The 23,137-nt window shown below is 40.4% G+C and carries 24 protein-coding genes; 6 read left to right on the top strand and 18 right to left on the bottom strand.

Annotation, left to right across the window (positions count from 1 at the left end; translation table 11 throughout):
• Positions 1 to 3 precede the first annotated feature (3 nt).
• From mscL to UF75_RS29170, 11 genes are all read right to left on the bottom strand, one after another.
• On the bottom strand, positions 4 to 423 hold the full coding sequence (gene mscL / locus UF75_RS15490) for a large-conductance mechanosensitive channel protein MscL (protein ID WP_045575491.1): 420 nt from the start codon (positions 421 to 423) through the stop codon (positions 4 to 6).
• 43 nt (positions 424 to 466) lie between these two features.
• Positions 467 to 2,881, bottom strand: a complete 2,415-nt coding sequence (locus UF75_RS15485) for a cyclic nucleotide-binding domain-containing protein (protein ID WP_045575490.1) — start codon at positions 2,879 to 2,881, stop codon at positions 467 to 469.
• Between the two features lie 227 nt (positions 2,882 to 3,108).
• The gene (locus UF75_RS15480; protein WP_045575489.1) at positions 3,109 to 5,793 is read right to left on the bottom strand and encodes a calcium-translocating P-type ATPase, PMCA-type; all 2,685 of its coding nucleotides are present in this window, start codon (positions 5,791 to 5,793) and stop codon (positions 3,109 to 3,111) included.
• A 468-nt stretch (positions 5,794 to 6,261) separates the two neighbouring features.
• Positions 6,262 to 6,582: a heavy metal-binding domain-containing protein gene (locus UF75_RS15475; protein ID WP_045575488.1), complete on the bottom strand. Its 321-nt coding sequence runs from the start codon at positions 6,580 to 6,582 to the stop codon at positions 6,262 to 6,264.
• Between the two features lie 112 nt (positions 6,583 to 6,694).
• Positions 6,695 to 7,396, bottom strand: a complete 702-nt coding sequence (locus UF75_RS15470) for a hypothetical protein (protein WP_045575487.1) — start codon at positions 7,394 to 7,396, stop codon at positions 6,695 to 6,697.
• 88 nt (positions 7,397 to 7,484) lie between these two features.
• On the bottom strand, positions 7,485 to 8,078 hold the full coding sequence (gene rbr / locus UF75_RS15465; RefSeq protein ID WP_045575486.1) for a rubrerythrin: 594 nt from the start codon (positions 8,076 to 8,078) through the stop codon (positions 7,485 to 7,487).
• Positions 8,079 to 8,132: 54 nt separating this feature from the next.
• Positions 8,133 to 8,636, bottom strand: a complete 504-nt coding sequence (locus UF75_RS15460) for a PaaI family thioesterase (RefSeq protein ID WP_045575485.1) — start codon at positions 8,634 to 8,636, stop codon at positions 8,133 to 8,135.
• A 48-nt stretch (positions 8,637 to 8,684) separates the two neighbouring features.
• Positions 8,685 to 9,818, bottom strand: coding sequence for a 23S rRNA (adenine(2503)-C(2))-methyltransferase RlmN (gene rlmN / locus UF75_RS15455; RefSeq protein WP_082075175.1), 1,134 nt, complete (start codon positions 9,816 to 9,818; stop codon positions 8,685 to 8,687).
• Between the two features lie 52 nt (positions 9,819 to 9,870).
• Complete coding sequence (locus UF75_RS29175) at positions 9,871 to 10,380, bottom strand: GGDEF domain-containing protein (protein WP_197079425.1); 510 nt, start codon at positions 10,378 to 10,380, stop codon at positions 9,871 to 9,873.
• Between the two features lie 935 nt (positions 10,381 to 11,315).
• Entirely contained in the window at positions 11,316 to 11,735 is a 420-nt protein-coding gene (locus tag UF75_RS15445) for a (4Fe-4S)-binding protein (protein ID WP_348983062.1), read from the bottom strand.
• A 163-nt stretch (positions 11,736 to 11,898) separates the two neighbouring features.
• On the bottom strand, positions 11,899 to 12,258 hold the full coding sequence (locus tag UF75_RS29170) for a hypothetical protein (RefSeq protein WP_197079424.1): 360 nt from the start codon (positions 12,256 to 12,258) through the stop codon (positions 11,899 to 11,901).
• A gap of 539 nt (positions 12,259 to 12,797) precedes the next feature.
• Between UF75_RS29170 and UF75_RS15435 the strand changes: the two genes are divergently transcribed.
• Together UF75_RS15435 and UF75_RS15430 are read left to right on the top strand one after the other, a co-directional pair.
• Positions 12,798 to 13,013: a hypothetical protein gene (locus UF75_RS15435; protein ID WP_045575484.1), complete on the top strand. Its 216-nt coding sequence runs from the start codon at positions 12,798 to 12,800 to the stop codon at positions 13,011 to 13,013.
• A 710-nt stretch (positions 13,014 to 13,723) separates the two neighbouring features.
• Positions 13,724 to 14,659, top strand: coding sequence for a metallophosphoesterase (locus UF75_RS15430; protein ID WP_045575483.1), 936 nt, complete (start codon positions 13,724 to 13,726; stop codon positions 14,657 to 14,659).
• Positions 14,660 to 14,717: 58 nt separating this feature from the next.
• Here UF75_RS15430 and UF75_RS15425 read toward each other — a convergent pair whose 3' ends face one another.
• The 3 genes from UF75_RS15425 to UF75_RS15415 form a co-directional block, all read right to left on the bottom strand.
• Positions 14,718 to 15,290, bottom strand: coding sequence for a class I SAM-dependent methyltransferase (locus UF75_RS15425; protein ID WP_052693318.1), 573 nt, complete (start codon positions 15,288 to 15,290; stop codon positions 14,718 to 14,720).
• A 239-nt stretch (positions 15,291 to 15,529) separates the two neighbouring features.
• Complete coding sequence (locus UF75_RS15420) at positions 15,530 to 15,847, bottom strand: ATP-binding protein (RefSeq protein ID WP_052693316.1); 318 nt, start codon at positions 15,845 to 15,847, stop codon at positions 15,530 to 15,532.
• 228 nt (positions 15,848 to 16,075) lie between these two features.
• Positions 16,076 to 16,543, bottom strand: a complete 468-nt coding sequence (locus UF75_RS15415; protein ID WP_045575481.1) for a PaaI family thioesterase — start codon at positions 16,541 to 16,543, stop codon at positions 16,076 to 16,078.
• A 443-nt stretch (positions 16,544 to 16,986) separates the two neighbouring features.
• On the opposite strand from UF75_RS15415, the gene UF75_RS26380 reads away from it, so the two are divergent.
• Both UF75_RS26380 and UF75_RS27235 read left to right on the top strand, forming a co-directional pair.
• Entirely contained in the window at positions 16,987 to 17,322 is a 336-nt protein-coding gene (locus UF75_RS26380) for a hypothetical protein (RefSeq protein WP_052693313.1), read from the top strand.
• Positions 17,323 to 17,557: 235 nt separating this feature from the next.
• Entirely contained in the window at positions 17,558 to 17,890 is a 333-nt protein-coding gene (locus UF75_RS27235) for a glutaredoxin family protein (RefSeq protein WP_082075172.1), read from the top strand.
• Positions 17,891 to 18,077: 187 nt separating this feature from the next.
• On the opposite strand, the gene UF75_RS15405 is transcribed toward UF75_RS27235, so the two are convergent.
• Positions 18,078 to 19,469 carry a PLP-dependent aminotransferase family protein gene (locus UF75_RS15405; RefSeq protein ID WP_045575480.1) on the bottom strand — a complete coding sequence of 464 codons (1,392 nt, stop codon included), beginning with the start codon at positions 19,467 to 19,469 and terminating at the stop codon, positions 18,078 to 18,080.
• 122 nt (positions 19,470 to 19,591) lie between these two features.
• Between UF75_RS15405 and UF75_RS15400 the strand changes: the two genes are divergently transcribed.
• Together UF75_RS15400 and UF75_RS15395 are read left to right on the top strand one after the other, a co-directional pair.
• Positions 19,592 to 20,563, top strand: a complete 972-nt coding sequence (locus tag UF75_RS15400; RefSeq protein ID WP_045575479.1) for a DMT family transporter — start codon at positions 19,592 to 19,594, stop codon at positions 20,561 to 20,563.
• On the top strand, positions 20,563 to 21,231 hold the full coding sequence (locus tag UF75_RS15395; protein ID WP_045575478.1) for a hypothetical protein: 669 nt from the start codon (positions 20,563 to 20,565) through the stop codon (positions 21,229 to 21,231). Before UF75_RS15400 ends, UF75_RS15395 begins: the two co-directional genes overlap by 1 nt.
• Here UF75_RS15395 and UF75_RS30155 read toward each other — a convergent pair.
• The 3 genes from UF75_RS30155 to UF75_RS30145 form a co-directional block, all read right to left on the bottom strand.
• A complete protein-coding gene (locus UF75_RS30155; protein ID WP_052693310.1) occupies positions 21,219 to 21,692 on the bottom strand; it encodes an IS110 family transposase in 474 nt (157 codons plus the stop codon). The two genes, UF75_RS15395 and UF75_RS30155, sit on opposite strands and share 13 nt — an antisense overlap.
• A gap of 333 nt (positions 21,693 to 22,025) precedes the next feature.
• The gene (locus tag UF75_RS30150) at positions 22,026 to 22,556 is read right to left on the bottom strand and encodes a hypothetical protein (protein ID WP_052693308.1); all 531 of its coding nucleotides are present in this window, start codon (positions 22,554 to 22,556) and stop codon (positions 22,026 to 22,028) included.
• On the bottom strand, positions 22,556 to 22,699 hold the full coding sequence (locus UF75_RS30145) for a hypothetical protein (protein ID WP_242860255.1): 144 nt from the start codon (positions 22,697 to 22,699) through the stop codon (positions 22,556 to 22,558). The genes UF75_RS30150 and UF75_RS30145 overlap by 1 nt, the downstream gene beginning before the upstream one ends.
• Between the last annotated feature and the right edge of the window lie 438 nt (positions 22,700 to 23,137).

Genomic DNA, 23,137 nt, shown 5'->3' with positions numbered 1-23,137 from the left:
AAGTTATGGCTGTTTCTTAAGGAGATCCCGAATCTCTGTAAGAAGCTGTACTTCCTCACTAGGGCCTTTGGAAACAGAGGCTTCTTTTTTTCTCCTGTTAAGTGTATTCATAAGTTTAACAATTAAAAAAACAGCTCCAGAGATGATAAAAAAGTCAAACGCAGCCTGGATAAAGTTACCTATGTTTAAGGTGACAGCCTGAGTAATAATCTTTCCTGAACTATCTAACACGGCATCTTTTAAACCTATTTTTAGATCAGTAAATTTGATTCCTCCTACAATTAAACCAATTGGGGGCATAATAATATCTGCGACCAGAGACGATACAATTTTTCCAAAAGCGCTTCCAATAATGATCCCAATTGCAAGATCCATTACATTACCTCTGGTAGCAAACTCCTTAAATTCCTTAAGAAAACTCATAATACCACTCCTTTATCATCTATGGATATTTCCCAATTTCGTGTTAATTTGAAACGGATACTCGTTTTTTCTTCGAACGCACTAAAAGGATAGCGATAGTTATAAGCGTCAACACTAAGCCGAATGCGGCAGCAATCCCTTGAGCTAGTCCTATAGCGGGAAGATAAAAAGGCAAAATACCGTCCGAAGTAATAATTCCTCCGCCTAGCAAAAAAGAGCGTATTCCCGGAATATAAGCTACTTGATACATAATATGTCCGGCGAGGACTAACGGAGTTAAACCAAATACCAATTTAACCCTTAGGGAAGCCGCTTTTGTTTTAAACGGTTTCGCGATCAACCAAGCAAGTATACCCCCAGCTATTCCCGCTCCCCAATAGAGCAGGCTAAACCAAACAATCCAGAGAGTAGGAGACCATGCTTTTTGGAGGGGTTCAAAATAGTTGAGAGGAATTAAGATGGCCAACATTACCCCGATAAAGAAAACATATCCCTGGTTAACGCGGACTAAATGCCATACCTCCCGACCTGCCAGCCTTAAATTGACATGCACGGAACCATTCGGACAATTTCGCACACAGTTGAAGCATAATTTACAGTCTAAATTATTGTCTAGGTACGGAAGATGCTGGGACATTGGACAGCCTGAAACCTTTCCTTTACCGACATAGCACTCAAACGTAGTGCACTTATTTAGGCAGACTGCGGCATCCGCTCGAACTTCCAGCATTGAGCCTATGGATGCAGTCCCGATAAATCCTCCCAAAGGACAAAAATGCCGACACCAAGTATGACGTGGAAAAAGGATCGCAATGAGAATCGCAGTGACTTGGATAGAAATTAGCAAAATGGCCGTATAACTTGGGTTATAACGCATTCCAGTAACCACTTCAACCCAGAAAATAAAGAGAAACAAAAAACTAACCAGAAAATAATCATATTTTATAATGAACTCTGGTATCGGCCGGTTCTTGTGCCACCTTTTTTGCACAAAATCCATAATCGAAGAAAACGGGCAGACGGTACACCAAAGTCTGCCTAGAAAAGGGGAAATAACGGCGAGCGCTGGCCACCATAAACCCCAAACTAAAGCAAAGATTTTTGTGTTAATCGCAATTTCTGGAGAAACAAGCAACAATAAAACAAGCGCACAAAACCCTGCTACCGCTACGCGGCGTAGCCATCCAATAAGTGATCCCCTTACAAGTATTTTTTCCAGTCTTGGCCAAGCTAAAAGGTTAAGCGTAAAACCGTTTTGTTGAGAAGTCGGACCAATAAAGATCTGTTCTAACCCTATAACATCCTGATCCGCAATATGAAAGGCTCTTTCGATGACTTGAATTAATTCTGATACATTTCCTTGAAGGAAATCATGAGAAAGTAGTAACCTGGTCGCTTCCTGATTTATAGTAGGGACATTTCGCTGGTTCTTCTGAGCTAGCTTCTCGAGAAACCCTTGTGCTAGAATAGGAATATCTCGTTTACGCTCTCGTAAAGGAGATATTTCATAAGTATGGGCAAAGCATTCCCGAAGTTCAGGAATAATAATTCGTCCCAAATCGTCAGGTTCTTTATTTAAGCATCCAATAACATAACATTTAGTTTTGTAGACGGCCAAGGCTTCGGCTAACTTAAGCTGGGTATGCGGAGAAATAAGATTTATTTCCCGTATAAACAACGTTCCACCCTCAACAATATCGAAAAGATTGGAGCTAGGTAAAGTTGCAGAATCTTCATTGCCATCGGCCCCTATGATCAACTCACTCCATTGCTGGTCAAAACGCCGTCCTTCCACAACAACAAAGGGCGCTGAATTGCCGGATTGCCGTTGATGGACGTACCAAGCCATCATTTGGCGACCAGTCCCTCGTTCCCCTATTAAAAGCAGATGTCCCTTGGGGTGAGCAAGTTCCTCCAGCTTCCGTTCAACCTCACTTGTCGTGCGGGCACCTCCCCAAAGCCCGTAAAATTTATCCTTATATTGGGTGAGCTGCAATGAGGAACGTAAAATCTCCTTATATTTGGCTTCTGATAATGTGAGGTTTGCTTCATTCAGTTCCTCTGCTAATTGTCCGATAAAAACTTGATAAAGTTTTGGCCAATGCAGGAGCATGCGCGCAAAGCTTTCCGCGTCCATAGCTAAAACCTGACATTTTTCTTGACAAAGAACAGTTTTTTCAGCGCATTTACCAGTAAGCAAAGAGAATTCACCGAAGGTATCTCCTGCAACTAAAGTATTAATACGCCAAGTCCGATTTCCTTCTTTTTGAACGATTACATCCGCTTTCCCCTTAATCAGAATATAAAAGGAATGCTGTTCCTGACCCTGACTCATCATTTCGGAACCCAGATTATAGTTCTCCCATTGAAAATCACTGGCGATTTCCATTAATTCCGGGGATGATAATTCAGCCAGGAATTTAATCTTAGACAGATAATAAACCTTATCGTTATTCATAAATGCCCTCCATGATGTCAACATGAACTTCATTCTCGGGTTTCAACTATTATACCATAATTCTACAAGGGCCTTTACAGTAATTCAGTTAACCAATTTTCCCAAGAAGTATTTTTCAGTAAAGAATGCGCTGTACGAAATCTTGTTAGTCCATACAGCGCACCTAAACATCATGGCAGAAATTCTAATAAACTAAGCTCTAGCCCTATCCTTTTCAGAGATAATGTTTAATCCTTTTGAGAATTAGGAAGCATTCCCCGAAAGCCTCTCATCAACAGTTTCAAAAATTCACTAAAGAGAACAACACTAAATGTGTAGCCAATGATCTTCAGCCACAGCATAATGTCCAGTGGCACTGTTTTAAAGACTTGTCCTCCAAACTGTGTGACAAGAATCTGGATTAGGAATGTCAGAAAGACGACTCCTACCATCAATTTATTTTTATATATATTGGGGAAAATACTCGCTACGCCAAATTCTCGACTATTAAAGGCATTCCAAAGTTGGAACAGGACAAATGCAGTAAATACGATCGTTGATTGTTGGGCTTCTGTCCCTCCAACGATTTGTGTTTTCATAAGCATGAGTAAGGCGGTCACAATAAACAAACCATTAGAGATAATTTTAAACAGCATATCTTTGGTAACAATCGATGCATTTCTTCTAATAGGCTGTTTTTCCAGCAAATGTTCTCTTGGCGGTTCTAAGCCTAGCGTTAAAGCTGGAGGCCCGTCCATAATAATATTGACCCATAACAACTGCAACGTCGTAAAGGGCATCTTATACCCCATTAATTCCGCTAAAATTACTGTGATAAAGGCTACCACATTTACCGTAAGTTGAAACTGAATAAAGCGTTGGAAGTTTTCATAAATTCCGCGTCCCCATTTGATGGCACTGACGATCGTAGAGAAAGAGTCATCTAACAAAACGATATCTGCAGCTTCCTTAGAAACTTCCGTTCCCGCGATCCCCATGGCAACTCCGACATCTGCAGCTTTTAAGGCTGGTGCATCATTAATACCATCCCCCGTCACAACCACTGAATCGTTGTTTTCCTTTAGGAGTTTGACAACTCTCATTTTCGCGGTAGGATTTGAACGGGCGATAACCACGATCTTCGGGAGCTTGCTCTTTAACTCCTGATCACTCATGTTTTCAATATCTGTCACTTCAAGCACTAGGGAATCCTTCTTAATAATTCCAAGTTGCTTAGCAATGGCTCTAGCCGTATTGATATTGTCTCCGGTTAAAATTTTAACCGTGATTCCTGCACGACGACATTGATCAATCGCTTGTTTGACATCCGAACGCAAAGGATCTTCAATCCCGATAAAGCCTGTAAACACTAGGTCTTTCTCAATGTTGTAGATATCCTCCCACTGTGGTTCCTGCGCGAAGTCATTAAACGCAAACGCTAACACACGTCGAGCATTATTCTGGAGGGAAAGTATACTCGCTTCAATCTCATCAATATGCTCTTGGGTCATCGGGACAATCGAACCATTATAAAGAATTCTGTTACAAATAGTTAGAACCTTTTCAGGTGAACCTTTTGTATAAAGTCTAAAGCCTTTTTCCGTCTGATAAGCAGTTGACATCATTTTTCGAGCTGACGTGAAATTGAATTCAGAAATTGGCTCACCAAACTCTTTGCGATAATGCAGATAGTTTATATTATTCTTATCCGCGCAGACCAGCAAAGAACACTCCGTCGGGTTACCCAAGAATTCGAATTTATCATCTTTTTTTGTAATATCTGCTGTCGAGTTGACACAGAAGTTCTGAAGCATTTCATCACAGTGTAGTTTATCGACAGGGACATTTTTCCCATCACACCAAACATCAACAACGGTCATCCTGTTTTCTGTCAAAGTTCCTGTTTTATCGGAACATATGACATTGACCGAACCAATTGTTTCACAGGCAATCAATTTGCGAACCAAGGCATTGTTCTTAGCCATTTTCTGCATATTGAAGGCTAGGGTGATGGCCACCATGGTCGGCAATCCTTCCGGCACGGCCGCAACAATGAGCGCTACAGAGGTAACAAAGGCGTCTTTAATTCCTGGAAGAGCGGCACCGATATTATCAAACACGAGGATACCTTGTCTATACATAGTAAATAATTCGAAAAGGAAAATACCAGCAGCTGCAATGGATCCGATAATGGAAATTCTCTTACCAAGGTCCGCTAGTTTTTGTTGAAGAGGAGTCTCCGACGTGATTTCTTCTTTGAGCTCGTTGGCGATTTTACCCATCTCGGTTTGATCCCCAATAGCAGTGACAATCGCTATTACCCGTCCTTCGGTCACCATAGTCCCAGAATATAGCATGTTTTTTCGTTCTGCTAAAGGACAATCTTCTCGGTCAATTTTACCAGATTGTTTAGATACTCCTTCAGCTTCGCCAGTAAGCATCGATTCATCAATCCCAAGATTCGAAGAATGTATGACCCTGGCATCGGCAGGAACTTTATCCCCTGTTTCCAAGTGAATGATATCCCCCACTGTAAGATCACTTTGTGAAAGATAGGCAATTTTACTCTCTCGTATCACTTTCACTTGAACATCTTCACTGAGCTTTGATAATGCTTCAAAGGCTTTATCCGATTTACCCTCTTGTATCACGGCAATCGAAGTGGCTATTAAGACGGCGACAAAGATACCGATCCCGTCCGGGATATGACCCATCGCCAGAGATATTAACCCGGAGATTAACAGAATAATGATTAAGGGTTCCTTGAGACTATCGAATATCTTAGCAAAAATACTTCCCTTCTCTTTGGGGGTAAAAACATTTTTACCATAGCGTAAGGTCCTCGCTTCAGCTTCTGAAGTGGTTAGTCCCATCTCTTCATTACTTTTTAATTCTAAGATGACGTCTTCAGCTTCTTTTTGGAAATATTCCACGTTTATATCCTCCTTTTACTTAATCAAAGTTTAAAATCCATTTACCATAATAGTAGTATCAGCGAAATAACCACTCCTTACTTTTTGTTTTTAACCATTTAATACACCGTGGTGGTAAACAAAAAGACTTTTGACATAGCCTAAATTAGGCCATGTCAAAAGTCTCGTTACCTCTACGGTTTACAAAGTCAGGTGAGTTTCCCCACCGGGTATGTTGCCTTTGTAATTCAACTACTCCCTCTCAACGAGATTAGTTTACATGAATTATGCTAGCTTGTCAAATTAATAATACTCTTTATCCAAACTTTATCCAATCTTTATCCAATCTTTATCCAAACTTTATCCAATCTTTATCCAATCTTTCAACTTTAACTGAACGAGTTCATTATATAAGAATACCCCCTTAATTTTGGTCGTTTTGTCCAAAATCAAGGGGGATTGATTATTCCTATTGAACGTATGAAAAGTCTATTCCAATCGTACGGCTGTACCCGAAGCACTTACCATTAACATACTACCACTTTGACCGATTACTTCATAATCCAGATCAATACCCACCACAGCATCAGCGCCTAATCGTGCAGCACGTTCCTCCAATTCTTGTAAAGCAATACGTCGAGCATCTTGTAATTTTTCTTCATAAGCTCCTGAACGTCCGCCGATAACATCCGTTATGCTAGCAAAAATATCTCGCATAATATTTGCGCCCATGATTGCTTCCCCTGTAATGATACCTAAATAAGATATAATTTTACGGCCCTCAATAGACGGTGTAGTTGTTAAAAGCATGCCTCAACCTCCTAATTTTTCGTCTTATGTCTTATTATAGCCGTTCCTCTAAGAATTTACATTAAAAACCCTTGATCACTGACATTAATCATATCATTGTTATCAACGTTCCCTAGCGCGCCAATTCTGTAATAACTTGAACAAATGCCCCAATAATCCGATGAAATCCCTGGGAGTTTTGTGCTGGTACCCTATATTTCTTATTAATTTCCACTTGCACGGCAGGAATTTTAAGTTCACGAGCCACAAAATTGGCTACCGTGTTCGGTCCTGAAGCGGCAAAGTAATCATGAGAGATCTGGCTGAATCCAAACGTTTGAAAGTTCCTCTCAAGCGTTTGGAACATTACTTCCTTCTTTAACAGAGTTCTTCCACTATCTGTGCCAAAATCGACATCAAAATTCCTGTCCCCAGCTGCTCCGTGGATATCAAGGACGAATTTAACCTTTTCTCGACGTATGATCTCTGAGATTTTTTCCTTATATAGGCAAGGATCGTCCATATTGGGATCTCCGCCATATAGTTTTGTCGTTGCGATCGCATGACAGCCTGTCAATTGGCTCAACAGGTACACGATAGAACCGGTATATTGATCGGACATTTTAATCTTCTTTTGCCTAAAATGCCTTACTGCATGAGGAGCGGATACCAAAACAGGTAACTTACCTATTGAAAACCAAAACGGTTCCTCTTGCTTGGGATTGACTCGTTTGTCTGTTTTGTAAAAGTGAACTCTCTCCACATTCACTGCTTCTTCGTTAAGGCGAGCACGGCAATATTGGCGTAGTAGATCTTCTGGTTTTAGCAAATTCATCAACCCCTGAATTAAGAATAAATGGACGGTTCATCGATGCACAATGCACAAAAGATGAACCGTCCTTAAGGGGTAACTTGTGAAACGTTTAATAAGTCTCCTCAAAAACTTCGAAATGAGCTTGGGGATGAATACATGCCGGACACTCCTGTGGAGCACTCATTCCTTCATGAACATAACCACAGTTTCCACACTTCCAGAGCCTTTTTTCTTCCTTTTCAAACACTTGGCCTTTTTTAATGTTTTCTGCAAGCTTGGCGTATCTTGTCTCATGCCTTTTTTCAGCAGAAGAAATCATCGTAAATGCTGCAGCAATTTCAGGAAAACCTTCTTCTTCTGCGATTTTGGAAAATGCCGGGTATAGTTCAGACCACTCTTCATTTTCTCCAGCGGCAGCGGCCAATAGATTATCCAGTGTTGTCCCTTGTGCTACGGGATAAGCAGCGTTAATCTCTATGACTGTGGGAAGCTCGTCCTGAAGACCGGAGAGCAAAAATTTGTAGAATCTTTTCGCATGTTCCTTTTCGTTATCTGCAGTTTCAAGAAAGATATTTTTGATTTGCTTATACCCTTCTTTATCTGCTACAGATGCATAATAGGTATAGCGATTTCGTGCTTGTGACTCACCGGCAAACGATTTAAGTAAATTCTCCGCAGTTTTAGTCCCTTTTAAATTATTCATGAATATACCTCTCCATTCTTTGTTTACTAGGTTATCGTTTTTAGTCCACAACGTTTAAATATCGATTTCGAAAGGCTCATCGGGTGACAAAATAACTTGCCAATCTTGATCATCTTTATTAAAGTCAGCAATTTTATGGATTGGCATCTTCAAATATTTACCCCAAGCGCTCGCGGCTACCTCTCCGTTCTTTAGAACTATTTCTCCAGTCCCTTCGAACAGTCTGCTTGAGTCTTTCGTAATTCTACCAATAACTTTTAACTCTTCCCTTAAAGGGATAGGTTTTTTAAATTTTATCGTTAGCTCAACGGTCACCCCCCAAATATCGTCCTCCTTAATCATAATCGCCCTGCCAATAGTTTCATCTAAAATGGTACCAGCAATCCCCCCATGCAACCTACCTGGATAGCTTTGATGTTCTTCCAGAGGTTTAAAAATTGCAACGAGTTCATCATTTCCTAATTCGTAGAAAGAAGCTTTTAACCCTAAATCATTTTCCAATCCGCAGACAAGACACATCTTACTATTTTGTTGTTTCTTTATAACTTCATACTTCATATTTTCTCCTCGAGTATAATTAATTACACTTGATTCCACATAATGTTATCATCCATTAGACTCGGAAGCAAGAAAACCGTTCCGCATGTCTAAGGTTGATTGGATCTCCAATACCTTATGTTGTCTGGATTCTTCGATTTGCTTGCTTCTTAATTGTCCACAAGCGGCATCAATATCAGCCCCATGTTCAAGCCTGATACTACAATTAATCCCTTGTTTTTTTAACGTATCATAAAACGCCCGCATTGATTCCTTCTCACTTCTTTGAAAGTGATGATGTTCTTCCACCGGATTATAGGGAATTAAGTTAACCTTAACGAGAGTTCGTTTATCCCCAATTAGTTCAGCAAGTTGAAGAGCATGTTCTCTCTGGTCATTCAAATCCTTTAGAAGAATATATTCCAAGGTAATCATACGATTCGATTTTTCTAAATAATAAGTAATGGCTTCCATTAATGATTCTATTGGAAAGGCACGGTTAATTTTCATGATCTGAGTTCGAAGTTCATTTGTTGGAGCATGTAACGAAATCGCTAAGTTAACCTGCAAATCAGTATTGGCAAAATCATAAATTTTATCAGCTAGACCACTCGTCGACACGGTGATATGCCTGGCACCAATGGCGAGTCCTTTGTGATCTTTTATAATTTGTAAAGAGTTGACGACATTTTTAAAATTATCTAAGGGTTCGCCAATCCCCATGACCACCACGTGGCTAACTTTTTCTTCGTATTTCTCGTGATTAAGAAATTGTTGAACTTTCATAATCTGCTCGACAATTTCGCCACTGGTTAAATCTCGACATTTAGTTAATAACCCACTTGCACAAAAACTACACCCCATGTTACATCCTACTTGGGTTGTGACACAAGCGGACAAGCCAAATTTATGTCTCATCAAGACCGTTTCTATCAGATGTTCATCCTTTAATTTATACAAAAACTTAATCGTTCCATCAGCTGATTCTTGCCTAAAGTATTCATGTAAGGATTCAAGGCTAAAATGATCTTCTAATAATTGAAGACACTCTTTGTTTACATCCATCATTTCCTTGAAAAATCTCACCTGTTTCCTATAAAGCCAATCCCAGACCTGAACTGCCCGAAACCTTTTATGCCCATGTTCAAGGAGCCATACTTCCAGTTGGGTAAATGTCAATCCATAAATGGATTCCGTATTCATCCAATATCCTCTTTTCACTGATTCACTGATTCACTGATTCACAGTTGACACATTAGGCAGAAACAACTTGAAGATTATATTCTGTAACGACTATATTTCTGCCGCCTTCTTTAGCTTTATATAAGGCCCTGTCCACCCGTTCCATGATTAATTCCTGATCATCTTGACTCAAGAAAGAGGTGACTCCAAAGCTACAAGTTAAATCCATTTCCTTCTTCAAGGACTCTTTATAAATCAAGGCCCTTAACCTTTCTGCAAGGGCAGATGCTTCTTGACAATGAGTCTGCGGTAAAAGAATTACAAACTCCTCACCACCCCAACGAGCAAAGACATCCACTTCCCGAACCGACTCCTGTACGAGATTGGCAATTGCTTTAAGAACCTTATCTCCAAAGCTATGTCCATTTTGATCATTAAATTGTTTAAAATGGTCTATGTCGAACATGATCAGAGAAAAGGTATTTCCATACCTCTTAGCTACCTCAAGTTCACTACTTAACGCTTCGTTAAACTTCAAACGATTATAGGCATTTGTAAGTGGATCTTTTGTGGAAAGCTCCATAAAATACAACTTGTTAAGAAAATCAAGCCTCTTGTACTTATTTAAACTATAAGTGGATGTGCTGCAGAAAAAGATTGCTAGTAATAAATAGAAAAAAACCGAAATCATTTCATTAAAAGGAGGATGATATAAAGTTATAGTTATTAATAGAAAACTTGTCCACGTTAAGAAAGACAAAAAAAGTTTATAATACAATAAGTTGGGTATTAAAATAAAAAAGCCTAAGATAATGACGTTAAGCCCAAAAGCCTGAATTAGAAAGTGAGGACTTTCATAGTTAAAAATAATGACAAAATAGAGTATAACAAGTATGAGTTCATAGATAGTGATCTTTAAAAAAGCAGAGGACTTCAGAAAATAATCAGGCTTGAAATAAAACAGCATTGATAATAGCAGAAATGAAAGACGACACAGAACGATAATTGCAAGAGATGAGAATATTTTATAGGATGAAAAATCATAAATCAAGAACAAGAAGAAAAGAGTCCCTACTATGAGAGCGGTTTTTCGAAGATGATTTTTAGATCGACTTAAGTAGGATTCCTGAAATTGTTGTTCCAGATTCTTGTCCAAAAACATTCCGGTCAGTTTAGAGATCTTGTAATTGTCAGGATCCAACAAAAATCACTTCTTTCAACCGTACTACATTTGGACTATCCTAAAGAACTATAAATTTTGAAGGTTGGAGTCCCTAGGAACACTGATTATAGGCTCAAAATAAAAGTCTAAGATTATTATATTACAAAGTGGAGTATAATTCCATATTATCAATTGTTTGTATGCCTAAATTAATCGTTAAGGAAAACTTAGCTGATGCTAAGCCTTAGTAAAGCACTTGAGCTCACTTAATTATTCCATATTTTGGATATTATAAAAAATGACCTAATTGTGTTTGGCTAAAACAACAATTAGGTCATATCTATGGCTTATCGTCGTTATTTGTCTATTTGATCAGGCTTCCATGATTGCTTACTATGTGCCCCGTCACAGAAGTGCCGGTTTCCGGAAAGGCCGCAGCGACATAGTGCCATTTTGCTCCCTTCCTTTAAAGGTTTCCCTTCGAAATCAATGATTATTGTGGGACCTTCAATTAGTAACGGCCCATTAGCATTAACTTTTATTTTAACTACTGATAAGTTTGTATTTTCGAAGTTAATATTACCGACTCCATTTGAAACATTCTCCTTGATTTTAGAACCCTCGGGAATGGAGTATCTTATGGCCCCGGATGGACATTTATCAATGGTATTAATGATCTCCTCTGGCTCAGTTGCAATAACATTAATCCATGGGCGTTGTTTCAAATTGAATACTTCCGGTAAAAGCCTCAGACATATTCCCGGATGTGAACACAATTCGGGGAACCAGTATCAAATGGTCATTCTTGTATCCTTTTACAAAAACCGAATCCTTTCGTGATTTACTTCACTTCTTATATTCTAACATAATCACGCCTTAATTTGACATGTTTTTTCATAATTAGTTCCATAGACACGAAGTCATCGAGCATAGAGCTTCCTAGGAAGACATCATCTTATCAAGATCAAGACTGTACTCAGACTGTCTTAATTGAGCTTTTACCTCAAATATGCTCGCCCGTCTTCTGTCATCCATTTTTCTACCCGCTTCTTCTCTTAATTTGATGATGTTATTCATTTTTATAACTTTGTTCTCTTTCTTATTCTTAACGTAGAAGAAAAGAGATCCGATAACAGCTAATACAATTGCTAAAACAAAATAACCCGTTGCCAGAGATACATAGATAGTATAGTCATAAGTATCAAATGTAACTGCGTTCTGAATGACCAACATTTTCAAATACCCCATTCCATAGAACAATAAAGAGGAAAGATAACAAATAATTGTTACGTTTGGCATTATTACACCTCCACATAATCTTTTCCAAGGTCTGTATTCAATACTTTATCCTTTATACTAACCGCACTTCGCCCAATCCCCAGTGATGCATTCAGTACATCCTCCAGCACGTATAAGTTTATTTTGACACACTGGGCATTTGTCATGTTCGATTAGCCACTGTTCACATACCTCTGTGCAATCAGCCTTTCGAGTACAATTAGCGCATATATCTTTCATTCGTCTACCTCGCAGTACATGTATTTGTATATTATGCGAACCTATGTTCTTATTATAACCACTTTCTGTACGGATATCAACAAAAAAAATGTTCGCTGCGAAAGGCTAATCCAATCTATTTAGGCATCTCGGTTAATGAATTATTAAAAAAGCCGACTAAGAGTCAATAAACTCTCAGTCGGCTTTTTAATATGCCCCTTCAGAAATTCCAGCATTTCATCCAATTCGCCTTTTCCAGTTCCTCCCTCACCCTTTTGATGATGAAAACACACACTCAAGGCAATGGAATATATTGGTATGTAGAAGGAGGTGGCGAAGCTATGTTTTTAGGAAGAAATAAGTCCTTAAATCAAGGTACAACCCTCGGAGAAGCTGGGAGCCCGGAAGTGGGAGAAAACACGCAATTTCTTAATCAGATCAAAAGCATGCCGATGGGGATACAACGTTTCCTATCAAAAAGGGGAATCAACTCTTCTGCCGATCTCGCAAACCGTGTTCAGTATGCACCTCGTATGCCTTTCAGAAAAGAGCGGTAATCAAAATGAGCGGGGATCACTCCCGCTCTATCGGTTTATTTCATTCTTACCGCCCTAGTTTCCTTAATAACAACTCCATGTCTTAATATCAGCCATCCACCTTGTAGCTAGAAACGTTTTCATCATTCAATATATACCGATCTAATAAAACAAGATGAAGAACTCGATTCGATGGAAATTTCCCGTCGTGTTCAGGAAGGCATAGGTAAGACCTCTTGTATAGTCCATTAAGGAATCCACTCGTACTCATAGGTATGAGTTAGTTCTCTGTGGTCTTTTTTTCGTTATATCACGGACAGTCAATAGAAGTTTATTTTTATGGCCTAGGGATACTTCTATTTCAGATTAGATTTTAGTGCCAAGGATATTTTTAGAGCACAAATTGAAAGGCGTTTTGTATCTTTATAAACATCTCTACTTTGCAATTGTTCTATGCTTATTATTCAAATCCTCTATAACCAAGAAAATATTTTAAAATGGTCGAAAAATGACTAATTGCTCATATTTTCGTGATAAAACTTTGGAAATCGAATCAAGCGACCTTTTTGGACAGAGAGTCAAAGGTGCCTGTAAGGCACTTTTTCTATATATCCAATATATTAAGTTAAATTACATTTCCCGCTTGTGTAATGAATTTTAAAAGGTTCTTTATGAATATGTCCTGGATTATATTGTGTTATATGAAACTATCTGTTAATAGGGGGCTAAGAATGAATAAGTTAGAACGTATTTCTAAAGTCTTTGAAACGGCAGAAGAAATTCCTTTTGACGACTCCTCCAAGATTATTTTAATGAGTGACGTCCATAGGGGTGATGGAAGCTGGGCAGATGATTTTGCAAAGAACCAAAATCTATATTTTGCTGCGTTAACTCATTACTATAATGAGAATTATACTTATATAGAGATTGGTGATGGGGACGAACTCTGGAAGAATAAACAACTTTCTGGAATTATATACGAACATAGCCATGTTTTTTGGCTTCTTTCAAAATTTTTTAATGAAAGTAGACTTTATTTAATTTTTGGAAACCATGATATGGTAAAGAGAGACAAACTATTTGTGAAAAAAAACTTATACCAATACTTCGATGAGCAGAACAAAAAGACTATCCCTTTATTCGAAAATATAAAACCTCATGAGGGGCTAGTTTTAAGGCATAGGGTGACCGATCAAAAAATTCTCTTGATTCACGGGCATCAAGTAAGTTTGTTAGATTATGAAATGTGGAGGCTCAGTAGATTTCTAGTTAGGTATTTATGGCGGCCACTTGGGTTATTCGGCGTAAAAGACCCTACTAATACAGCCAAAAATTATGATAAAAAAGATGCAGTTGAAAAAAAACTTATTGAGTGGGTAATACGAGAAAAACATATGCTTATTGCCGGACATACTCATAGGCCTATGTTTCCTGAAGTAGGTAAACCCCAATATTTTAACGATGGAAGTAGTGTCCATCCACGCTGTATAACGGGAATTGAAATTACATCTGGTAAAATTACACTTGTCAAATGGGACGTCAAAACAAAGAATGACGGCACATTGTTCATAGGCAGAGAAGTACTGGCAGGACCAAGAGAATTAAAGGATTACTTATATCACAGTAACCCCCACGAGGGTACTGTATCTGAATCCTCCCTTCTCTGACAGGTTTGGGATAAATCGCCACCTGCCTTCGAAAGGTTAGCCCCTGTTATCAGCCAATTTATTCAACCCTTTTATATTCAATTCCGATAAAATTATCCGACCATTGCCATGACTTAGTTTTTACAAAACCGGTTGTAAGTGCCCAATCATCCAACTGTTGGATAGAAAGTCGGTGTTCAATTGGTGGTCCCATTTCCGTAGAAGCCTTGGCCCACTCAATTACCACCAATCTACCACCTGTTTGAAGAATTCTATATAATTCACGAAAAAATTCACTGGGTTGTTCCACTTCGTGTAAAACAAGCGAAGTTATAATTCCATCAACTAATTGATCTGGTAAGGGGAAACGACTTTCTTCCGATTGAAGCACCTTTACATTGTGGATTTGTCGTTGAGTTAGGCTTTCATTAAGATCACTTAGCATTTCAGCACGTATATCGAGAGCGTACACTTGCTTTACTTCATTAGCAAGTGGAATTGTAAAAAAACCCGTGCCACAACCAATATCGGCCCAAATAGTTTGAGATCCAAGCCCAATATCCGTTAAAACCATTGCCGGGGGCAATATTGACAGACGTTGTTTGCTATTAAGTTTTTTACGATTTTCAGGATCAAATTTATGTACTGACACAGTGGCCGCCTCCATAACCCCTATTTTATAATTTGCCTATATATTAAATCACTAGTTCTTTTCATGCAACCGCCCTCTCTCAAACCCAAACATAAGCCTCCATCATAGTTGTCGAGATTCACATCAACGATTCACTGCAACTATATGCTAGGTTCGTAGTTCAATTGCCATGAGACACAGTTCCTTCCTTGCTAACTTCATTCGCTCCATGACGAGTAATACGTTTTATTTCTGATTGGTCAAATTGGCATTCCAAGACCAGAACCGTTTTCCTTAGTCGTAAAGAAGAGAGTCCCAAGTTTCGATATATGCTCTGTGATAATGCCAGTTCCTTCGTCCGTGAAACTGAGAACTACAGTTTGCTTTTCTACAAATGTTTTAATTCTAAGACACCCATCTTGGGCCATTGCTTCCAGACCATTGCGGGTCAAGTTTAACACTAGTTGAATAATTTCATTGGAGTCAATCTCCAGATTAGCTATTTCCCCAAGATCTAAAACAATACTCTTACCCTGGTTTAAAGCATCTGCTTGTAGCAATGGAAATAATTTAATCAATAACTCATTTAAGTTCTGATATCTCAAATTTGATTGTTTACGGTTAGCTACTGACAAAAAATCAACGATAATTGAGTTCGCTCTATCCAGTTCATCTACAATAAGCTCGAACTCAGGGTTTTACCATCTAAACGATATCCATGGAGATGTTGAGCTAACGACCCTCAATTATATTATCCGAGATTTCGATCAAGCTTCCTTTGAGAAGCGCAAAGAGAACATAGACCTCTAATTTTGCTCAGCAAAAGTCTCTTTAACGAAAAAGGTTCCTGTACCCGTGGCAATGATCTTACCTTTTTCATCCTCCAAACATGCTTCAGCAAAAAAAGCAGTTTTTCCTGCCCTTATGACCTGCCCAACAGCAATAATCTTATCGCCTGCTTTTCCGGCCGCTAGATAGGAGACATTAATGTTGCCGGATACAACTATGCTCCCCTTTGTAAAACAAGCCATTCCCATACATACATCGACTAGCGTCGCAGTTGCACCACCGTGTAATGTTCCCGCCATATTTGAATTCTGTTTTTCTACGACCATTTCGGCAATCAATTTGCCAGGTCCCAAGGCAACGATTTTAATACCCGTTAAATGTGCATAGCTGTTATTCTGATATAACTCCAAGATTTTAGTGAAAATGTCCGGATCTAAACCCAGGTTTTCTGTTTCAAAATTGATTTCCTTTTGCGAAATACTCATTTTTTTCCCTCGCTTCATTACTCCCAAGATAATAATAGTACGCTTGGACTCATTATAACCCATCAACTTTTTGTTTAATTAAACTAAACCATGGGAATATCGTATATTAACTTATTGTCAGGTAAGGTAAGGAAACTGCCCATAGTGTTCCTCTAACTTCATAATACTTTCAACATCTTTTCTTCATTTCCTTCCACGATCGGTAATTAAGTCATAGATCCTAAAGTAATCTTACCCGCGCTAGCTCACCACCATGGGTAACCCAAAAACATCCCCAAAGTATTTCGTCTGCTAGTGCAACTCATAAAGTATCTGCAGTAATTATAAAAAAGAGAATGACCCTTACCGTTGGACAAAGTGATACCATAGCCGTAAAAATAGCTCCATTTAAAGCTGATCATAATGTAACTTGGGCATCAGTACAGTTACTATAATAGCTGAATATGCTAGAATATCTAAAGTATCGATTTCATCTAATAATACTGATCCCAACAAAAGCCACGATTGGAGATACGATCACTTTAAAATTCACGACTGATGAGGCCGTCACAAAACTCAGCAACTTCAAGATTAACAGTAGCAATCCTGATAGTTTTGTAGAAGTCAATAATAATGACGGAACTTACACTAATATTGCGAAACATTTTGTAGATTCTGGAGATCCAGTTACTAATGCACCTGCAACATTCCAGATTAATGTGAAAAACACAGCAGGGATTTACTCACCAACTGTTGAAACAACAACAGATGGAAGTACAGTTACTATTCTGTATCAATAAATTGTAAGATTTTAATGCTCCTTGAATCTTCTTTTGGAATCTTCCCCAAGGTCGTATCCCCTTAGTCTCTCATAGCTGGGTTTGCCCGACTATGAGAGACTAAGGGGATACGCGGTTTTTATGCCAAAACGACTAATTGACAAACAAGGGAACTCGATTTATAATTTGCTCATACCCCATATGGGTATTAGCCTTATGCAGTAATGTGACGCATATGGGAAAGGAGTATGTTTTTATGAAAAACGTCATAATGTTCACTACACAAACCTGACCGCATTGTTTTACAGCGAAGAAGTTTCTTTCGCAGCATAAGATTCATTTTGTCGAAAAGGATATCAACCGTGATGAGCAAGCCCGCGCAGAGTTAATCCGCCGAAACGTCAACGGAGTACCTTCATTTCTGATTGGGGATGAATTGGTTGTCGGTTTTGATCAGGCGCGGATTCTACAGCTAGTCGATCATCGGGTCATAGAATGCGAGAAATGCCAAGCCAAGATGAGGGTTCCTATTAATAAAGGAACACTCCAGGTGACTTGTCCCAAATGCTCGTATTGCTTTAATACTTAAAAACAAAATGCGTTGGTATGAGAATTTCTATTTTCTCAACCAACGCATTAAATATTTGTTTATCAAATGCTTAAGTAGTGAATCCTGTGCCACTGATGTTAAGTGGGCGGTATGTCATGCTGTTTTTTCGACCAATCTGAACACGGTACTTTGAATTGTACAAAATTCCAGTCGACTTATTGGCTACCTATATGGTCTCTTTCATAAAATCATGCAGTAATTGAACCCCGTTTCGGATTTCTGCCGGTTCCAGGTGCCCATATCCGATGAGCAGCTTGTTAAGGTGCCGACCTTTTTGTATGCAGTGGTATTCCACCGGAGTTACACAAATCCCGTTATGAAGGCAACTTTTTCTGAACTCCTCCTCAAAATACCTTCCCGGAAAATCTATGGCAAGATGCAGCCCCGCGGCGTCTCCATATGCTCGCCATTCGCTGCCGAATGTTTCCGTTAACGACTCCAGCAAAACCCGCCGCCGCTCCCCATAGATCCGGCGCATTTTCTGAATATGCCTATCCAACTTTCGCGTGCGTAAAAACCCAGCCAGAGCCGCCTGTTCAAAGGGCGGATTTTGCACATCCGCATGGGTGCGCAGATCGCGCCACCGTTTATGAAGCTGCCGAGGCAGGATGACATAACCGATCCTGAGCGCAGGGAAAAGCGCCTTGCTGAAGGTGCCAACATAGATCACGCGCTGCGGGTCCATGGCAAAAAGCGGCGCGATGGGCTCGCCACAATACCGAAACTCACTATCATAATCGTCTTCAACAATATAGACTTCGTTTTCTCTTGCAAAACGAATGAGCGTAGCGCGACGCGAGGCGGGAAGGATGCCTCCGAGGGGGAACTGGTGGGACGGCGTAACATAGACGGCGCAGACGTTTTCCCTGTTTGTCAAATAGTCTGTTTGCATTCCATGCTCATCAACAGGAATGGGAACAATGGGACAGCCTTTGTTTATGAATGTGCGTAGCATGCCGGTATGGCATGGGTCTTCCATCAGGATTTTCCGCCCTTCCCCGCATAGCAGGTCGGCAATCAGATGCAAGGCGTGGGTCGCGCCTGCTGTAATGAAGATATCCTGAGGATCTACCTTAAGGCCGCGGCTTCTGAAAAGCCATGCGACTATTTCTTTGCGCAGCTCCGGAATCCCCTGCGGTCCGGTATAGCCATACTGCTCAAGCGGCATTTCCTCGGAAGCCTTATGAAGCATTTGCTGCCACAGAAAACGGGGAAAGTGTCTCAAATCGGGACGTCCCGTACGGAAGTCTGCTGAGAATATCCGCACGGACTCAATGTTTTCATACGATGCGGAACTGGGCGGATTTTCCACGCACAGACCTTCCGCAACACGTGTGGGAGCGCCCTGACGGCTTATTACGAAGCCCTCGGCAATCAGCATCTCATATGCTTCGCAGACGGTGTTGCGGGAAACCTCCAGAGCCTTCGCAAACTCTCGCGTGGATGGAAGCACCTCGCTTGCCTTTAACTGCCCGCTTATGGTCATTTCCCTCAACGACTGATATATCTGACGCCACAGCGGCAATTCACTTTGCCTGTTTAGCTCTATTCCCCACATACTGCCTCCAACTGGACTATAACAATCCGTGTTAAACTGGCACTTTATCAATACCAGTTTGTCAAGTAAAATTATATCATTCGGATAAGGCAAAGAAAAGACATTTTTGAGGAGTATTGATATTGAAAGATTGGAAAGGATCGGTTTATTTATTTTGCGCTTTTACGCTTGCGGGCACCAGCGTCATATCGGCGCGGTTCGTTTCAAGCAAGCTGGGGACGTTTACGATCACCGCAGTGAGCCTGTTCTTTGCCCTTCTGTTCTTAATACCGATTTGTTGGAAAAAGCTTGTTGAAGCTATTCAGGCGCTGTCTGTAAAGGACTTTTTTTTCCTATCAATTCAGGCTCTGTGCGGCATGTTTTTATTCCGTATGTTTCTATTAAACGGCCTTATGCATACAAGCGCCGGAGAAGCAGGAATCCTGACAGGTGCAACGCCGGCCATTACGGCGCTTCTCGCAATGTCCGTATTGAAGGAACCGGCAAGCGGGAAAAAGCTTATCGGCATGCTCAGCACCGTAGGTGGGATTTTGCTGATACAGGGACTTCTGACGTCAGGAAACGGTTTTTCCATTGAACATTTTTTTGGAAATACGCTGGTGCTTTGCGCCGCGGCATGTGAATCACTGTTTAACATTTTTTCGCGCATTTTCGCCGTAAAAATAGCATCCGGTGAGAGGTATGCGGTTCATCCAACGGTTCAGACAACGATCGTGTCGGCAATTGCTCTGCTGTTTTGCCTGATTCCAGCAATGTTTGAAAATCCTGTGCCGCTATTGGCCGGGATTGGTGTCAAGGAATGGCTGGCACTCTTTTGGTACGGTTTGTTTGTGACGGCGCTGGCGTTTATATTCTGGTATACCGGAATAAAACGTTGCAGCGCGTTTTCAGCCGCTGCTTTCTCGGGTATGATGCCTTTTACATCTATGGTGTTGTCTGTGCTTGTACTGGAAGAAAATATCAGATGGCCTCAATGGTCAGGCGGTATTCTGATTATTATCGGCATGGTGCTGATAGGGAGCGGCAATGGTATTTTCAAAAAGCCGATATTGCAAAGTGCGAAAATCAAAGAAAAGGAACAGGTGACGGAATAATGTTTGTTTTGCAAAATGAACTGGACGACAAGGCTAAGGATTGTTCATTGGGCGTCCTGATCATGAAGAATGTATGGAACACTCGCTCCGATAAACTCAATTCAATGAAACTTGAACTTGAAAACGGGATCAGAGGGAACTTCGGGAATGCTGCTCGGAAAGAGCTGGAAGCCTTTCATCCCATGGACACTTATGTTTCGTATTACAAGAGATTCGGATACACCTATCACGTGCTGCCTCAGCTGGAATCGATGATTCAGGGAAAGTCCATACCGGGCGGATTGCCCTTGGTGGAAGCAATGTTCATGGCAGAGCTTAAGAATATGCTCCTGACGGCCGGACACGACTTTGAAAAAATAAGGGTTCCCCTGTGCCTGAAAGCCCCTGCTGGTAATGAAAGCTACACGGCTCTAAGCGGCAAAGATGTGGCAACAATATCGGGAGATATTATGCTCGCGGATCAGGAAGCGGTTATCTCCAGCATTCTAAGGGGACCCGATCTGCGGACTGCTATAACCGCGCAGACACGTCAGGCAATTTATACGGTGTATGCGCCGTCAGGGATACAGAATGAAATGATATGTCAGCACTTAAGCGACATTGAAGCATATATCCGGGTCTTTTCGGAAGAAGCCTCCACATCGTTGAAACAGGTTTATGGAGGATAGGGACGATGCATTGCCCCGACATATGAAGACTTTCGTCTCTTCATGAAAGAACACCCGAATACGCCGATTGTTGCTCTTTTTTTGCCTCTTCTTTTACTAATGCGTTCATACTTGACTCTGTAGTAAGGAGAGATGTTCGATTTCACGGCTGCATGGGGAACTTGTACCAATGCAGGTTTGAGGTAGACACCAGCACGTGTTATACGAACAGATTTTTTCTTACCGGCGGATTCATTGTTGCCAGGCGTTAGTCCCGCCCAGCAGCATAAACGCTTGGAATTGGCAAACTGAGACATATCGTTGCCAATCTCGGAGATGATGGTGATAGCAGAAGTTCTGTCAACTCCGGGAATGGTACAAAGCAGAGTAATGGCACTCTCATAAGGAGCAACCATCTTATCAAGTTTCTCATCCAGCTTGGCAATGGACCGTTGGACGAATTCCAGATGAGAGCGAACCATTACGATACGTTCCTTTTGTTCCTTGGTCATTAGTTGAGGAGGAAGACATTGACTGAATCATCACACATTTAACGAGTAGCTAAAACAATGATTAGCGTGCGGTCTTATAGAACCACTTATTTGTGCTTGTAAGACGATTCTTACACTGGTTACTATACTGATTTAAGCTGAGAAGAGCAGTGTTTCAAAGCATGGTTTGATTAAAGCAAAGGTGACAGCAAGTGTAGACGGACAGATTGCTGCCGAGGGAGAAATAAAAATTATGATGACTGATCTGAATGGGAAGTAGTCATTACCCCATTGAATAGGGGTAAATTTAGCTCGCTCAAAAACCTACACGCGATCCTGTATTTCCTCCACCCTCATTCCACTCTTCAATTCAAAAACAAAATGCGTTGGTGTGAGAACTTCTATTTTCTCAACCAACGCATTAAATATTTGTTCATCAAAGTCTTGTAGCAGTGAATCCCTGCTGTTCATTGTCTCAAGGATTTCATCATACCTTTGCTTCAACCCATCCTTCGATTCATTTACCTTATCATGCTCCAACCTTTTCTTTCGTACTTCCTCCAGCTCTCCAGATATGCTTTTGTACTCCTCGTTATAGACCTCAGAATCGGCGTTATTATGCACCTGAAACCGAATGAGCCTCTTTAACTCATTTTTCAATTCTTCAATCCGTTTATCCAAAGCTTCGGTCTCTCCAATATCTGGCCTTTGTAAAATAACCATTTCAATATTCGCTGTCATCGTCTTTATAAAGCTCTGCCTGTTTTCATAGATTCCATTAAACATCTTCACAAAGGCATTCATCAGTACATTCTCATCGACTGCCTTGGCCCCACACGCGTCCTTGCCATCCATTATATAGGTTTTACATTGTCATACAACTTTCTTTGAAGTATTCGTGCTGTTCCACTGTCGTCTTTTAAAAATGTTCCCGCAGTTGCCACAAAACACTTTAGGGCTAAAATGATATTTGCTGCTATATTTGTTCCTATCGCCAACCAAATTCCCCTTGAGTAACGCTCTGCGTTCCTTCTCATCCTGAACCTTTTCGAATATTTCTTTTGATATGATCGGCAGGTGGTTTTCATCGATCATATACTTCGGTGACTGGCCTTTATTTATAGTGGCTCGGATGTCAAGACAAAAATAATCAAAAAGATAATGTACCAGATATTGCCTATTAGCAATTCCTTTTCTTAGAACGAAGGATTGAATTTTTTACTATTGAATATTTCGGTTCAACAGAGCCAGAGTTTGAACTGAGGTCGGTGAGCCATCTCCGGATGCCTGAGTCACTTGATCATTTACCCCTATAGACATGGTCGTCTCAGTAACAGCCAGCCAATCCCCGTAGACCCAAGAGTAAGACTTTACATGGGTGCGGAGGATGCTACCCTAAATCAAGGGATGGGGCTTCCCAAGAGGAATACATCCTT

The sequence above is a fragment of the Desulfosporosinus sp. I2 genome (genome assembly GCF_000960765.1).
Lineage (GTDB): Bacteria > Bacillota > Desulfitobacteriia > Desulfitobacteriales > Desulfitobacteriaceae > Desulfosporosinus.
This window is presented reverse-complemented; position numbering and strand designations above follow the sequence as displayed.

What these genes read in the sequence shown, in the direction of transcription:
- UF75_RS15405 (WP_045575480.1), bottom strand. Translation starts at nt 19,469, where the DNA reads ATGTGGGGAATAGAGCTAAACAGGCAAAGTGAATTGCCGCTGTGGCGT.
- UF75_RS15485 (WP_045575490.1), bottom strand. Translation starts at nt 2,881, where the DNA reads ATGAATAACGATAAGGTTTATTATCTGTCTAAGATTAAATTCCTGGCT.
- UF75_RS30155 (WP_052693310.1), bottom strand. Translation starts at nt 21,692, where the DNA reads ATGGTTCGCTCTCATCTGGAATTCGTCCAACGGTCCATTGCCAAGCTG.
- UF75_RS30150 (WP_052693308.1), bottom strand. Translation starts at nt 22,556, where the DNA reads ATGGATGGCAAGGACGCGTGTGGGGCCAAGGCAGTCGATGAGAATGTA.
- UF75_RS15470 (WP_045575487.1), bottom strand. Translation starts at nt 7,396, where the DNA reads ATGAATTTGCTAAAACCAGAAGATCTACTACGCCAATATTGCCGTGCT.
- UF75_RS15475 (WP_045575488.1), bottom strand. Translation starts at nt 6,582, where the DNA reads ATGCTTTTAACAACTACACCGTCTATTGAGGGCCGTAAAATTATATCT.
- UF75_RS15435 (WP_045575484.1), top strand. Translation starts at nt 12,798, where the DNA reads ATGTTTTTAGGAAGAAATAAGTCCTTAAATCAAGGTACAACCCTCGGA.
- mscL (WP_045575491.1), bottom strand. Translation starts at nt 423, where the DNA reads ATGAGTTTTCTTAAGGAATTTAAGGAGTTTGCTACCAGAGGTAATGTA.
- rbr (WP_045575486.1), bottom strand. Translation starts at nt 8,078, where the DNA reads ATGAATAATTTAAAAGGGACTAAAACTGCGGAGAATTTACTTAAATCG.
- UF75_RS15415 (WP_045575481.1), bottom strand. Translation starts at nt 16,543, where the DNA reads ATGAGTATTTCGCAAAAGGAAATCAATTTTGAAACAGAAAACCTGGGT.
- UF75_RS26380 (WP_052693313.1), top strand. Translation starts at nt 16,987, where the DNA reads ATGCTAGAATATCTAAAGTATCGATTTCATCTAATAATACTGATCCCA.
- UF75_RS15430 (WP_045575483.1), top strand. Translation starts at nt 13,724, where the DNA reads ATGAATAAGTTAGAACGTATTTCTAAAGTCTTTGAAACGGCAGAAGAA.
- UF75_RS29175 (WP_197079425.1), bottom strand. Translation starts at nt 10,380, where the DNA reads ATGGAGCTTTCCACAAAAGATCCACTTACAAATGCCTATAATCGTTTG.
- UF75_RS15460 (WP_045575485.1), bottom strand. Translation starts at nt 8,636, where the DNA reads ATGAAGTATGAAGTTATAAAGAAACAACAAAATAGTAAGATGTGTCTT.
- UF75_RS15395 (WP_045575478.1), top strand. Translation starts at nt 20,563, where the DNA reads ATGTTTGTTTTGCAAAATGAACTGGACGACAAGGCTAAGGATTGTTCA.
- UF75_RS29170 (WP_197079424.1), bottom strand. Translation starts at nt 12,258, where the DNA reads ATGCCAAACGTAACAATTATTTGTTATCTTTCCTCTTTATTGTTCTAT.
- rlmN (WP_082075175.1), bottom strand. Translation starts at nt 9,818, where the DNA reads ATGAATACGGAATCCATTTATGGATTGACATTTACCCAACTGGAAGTA.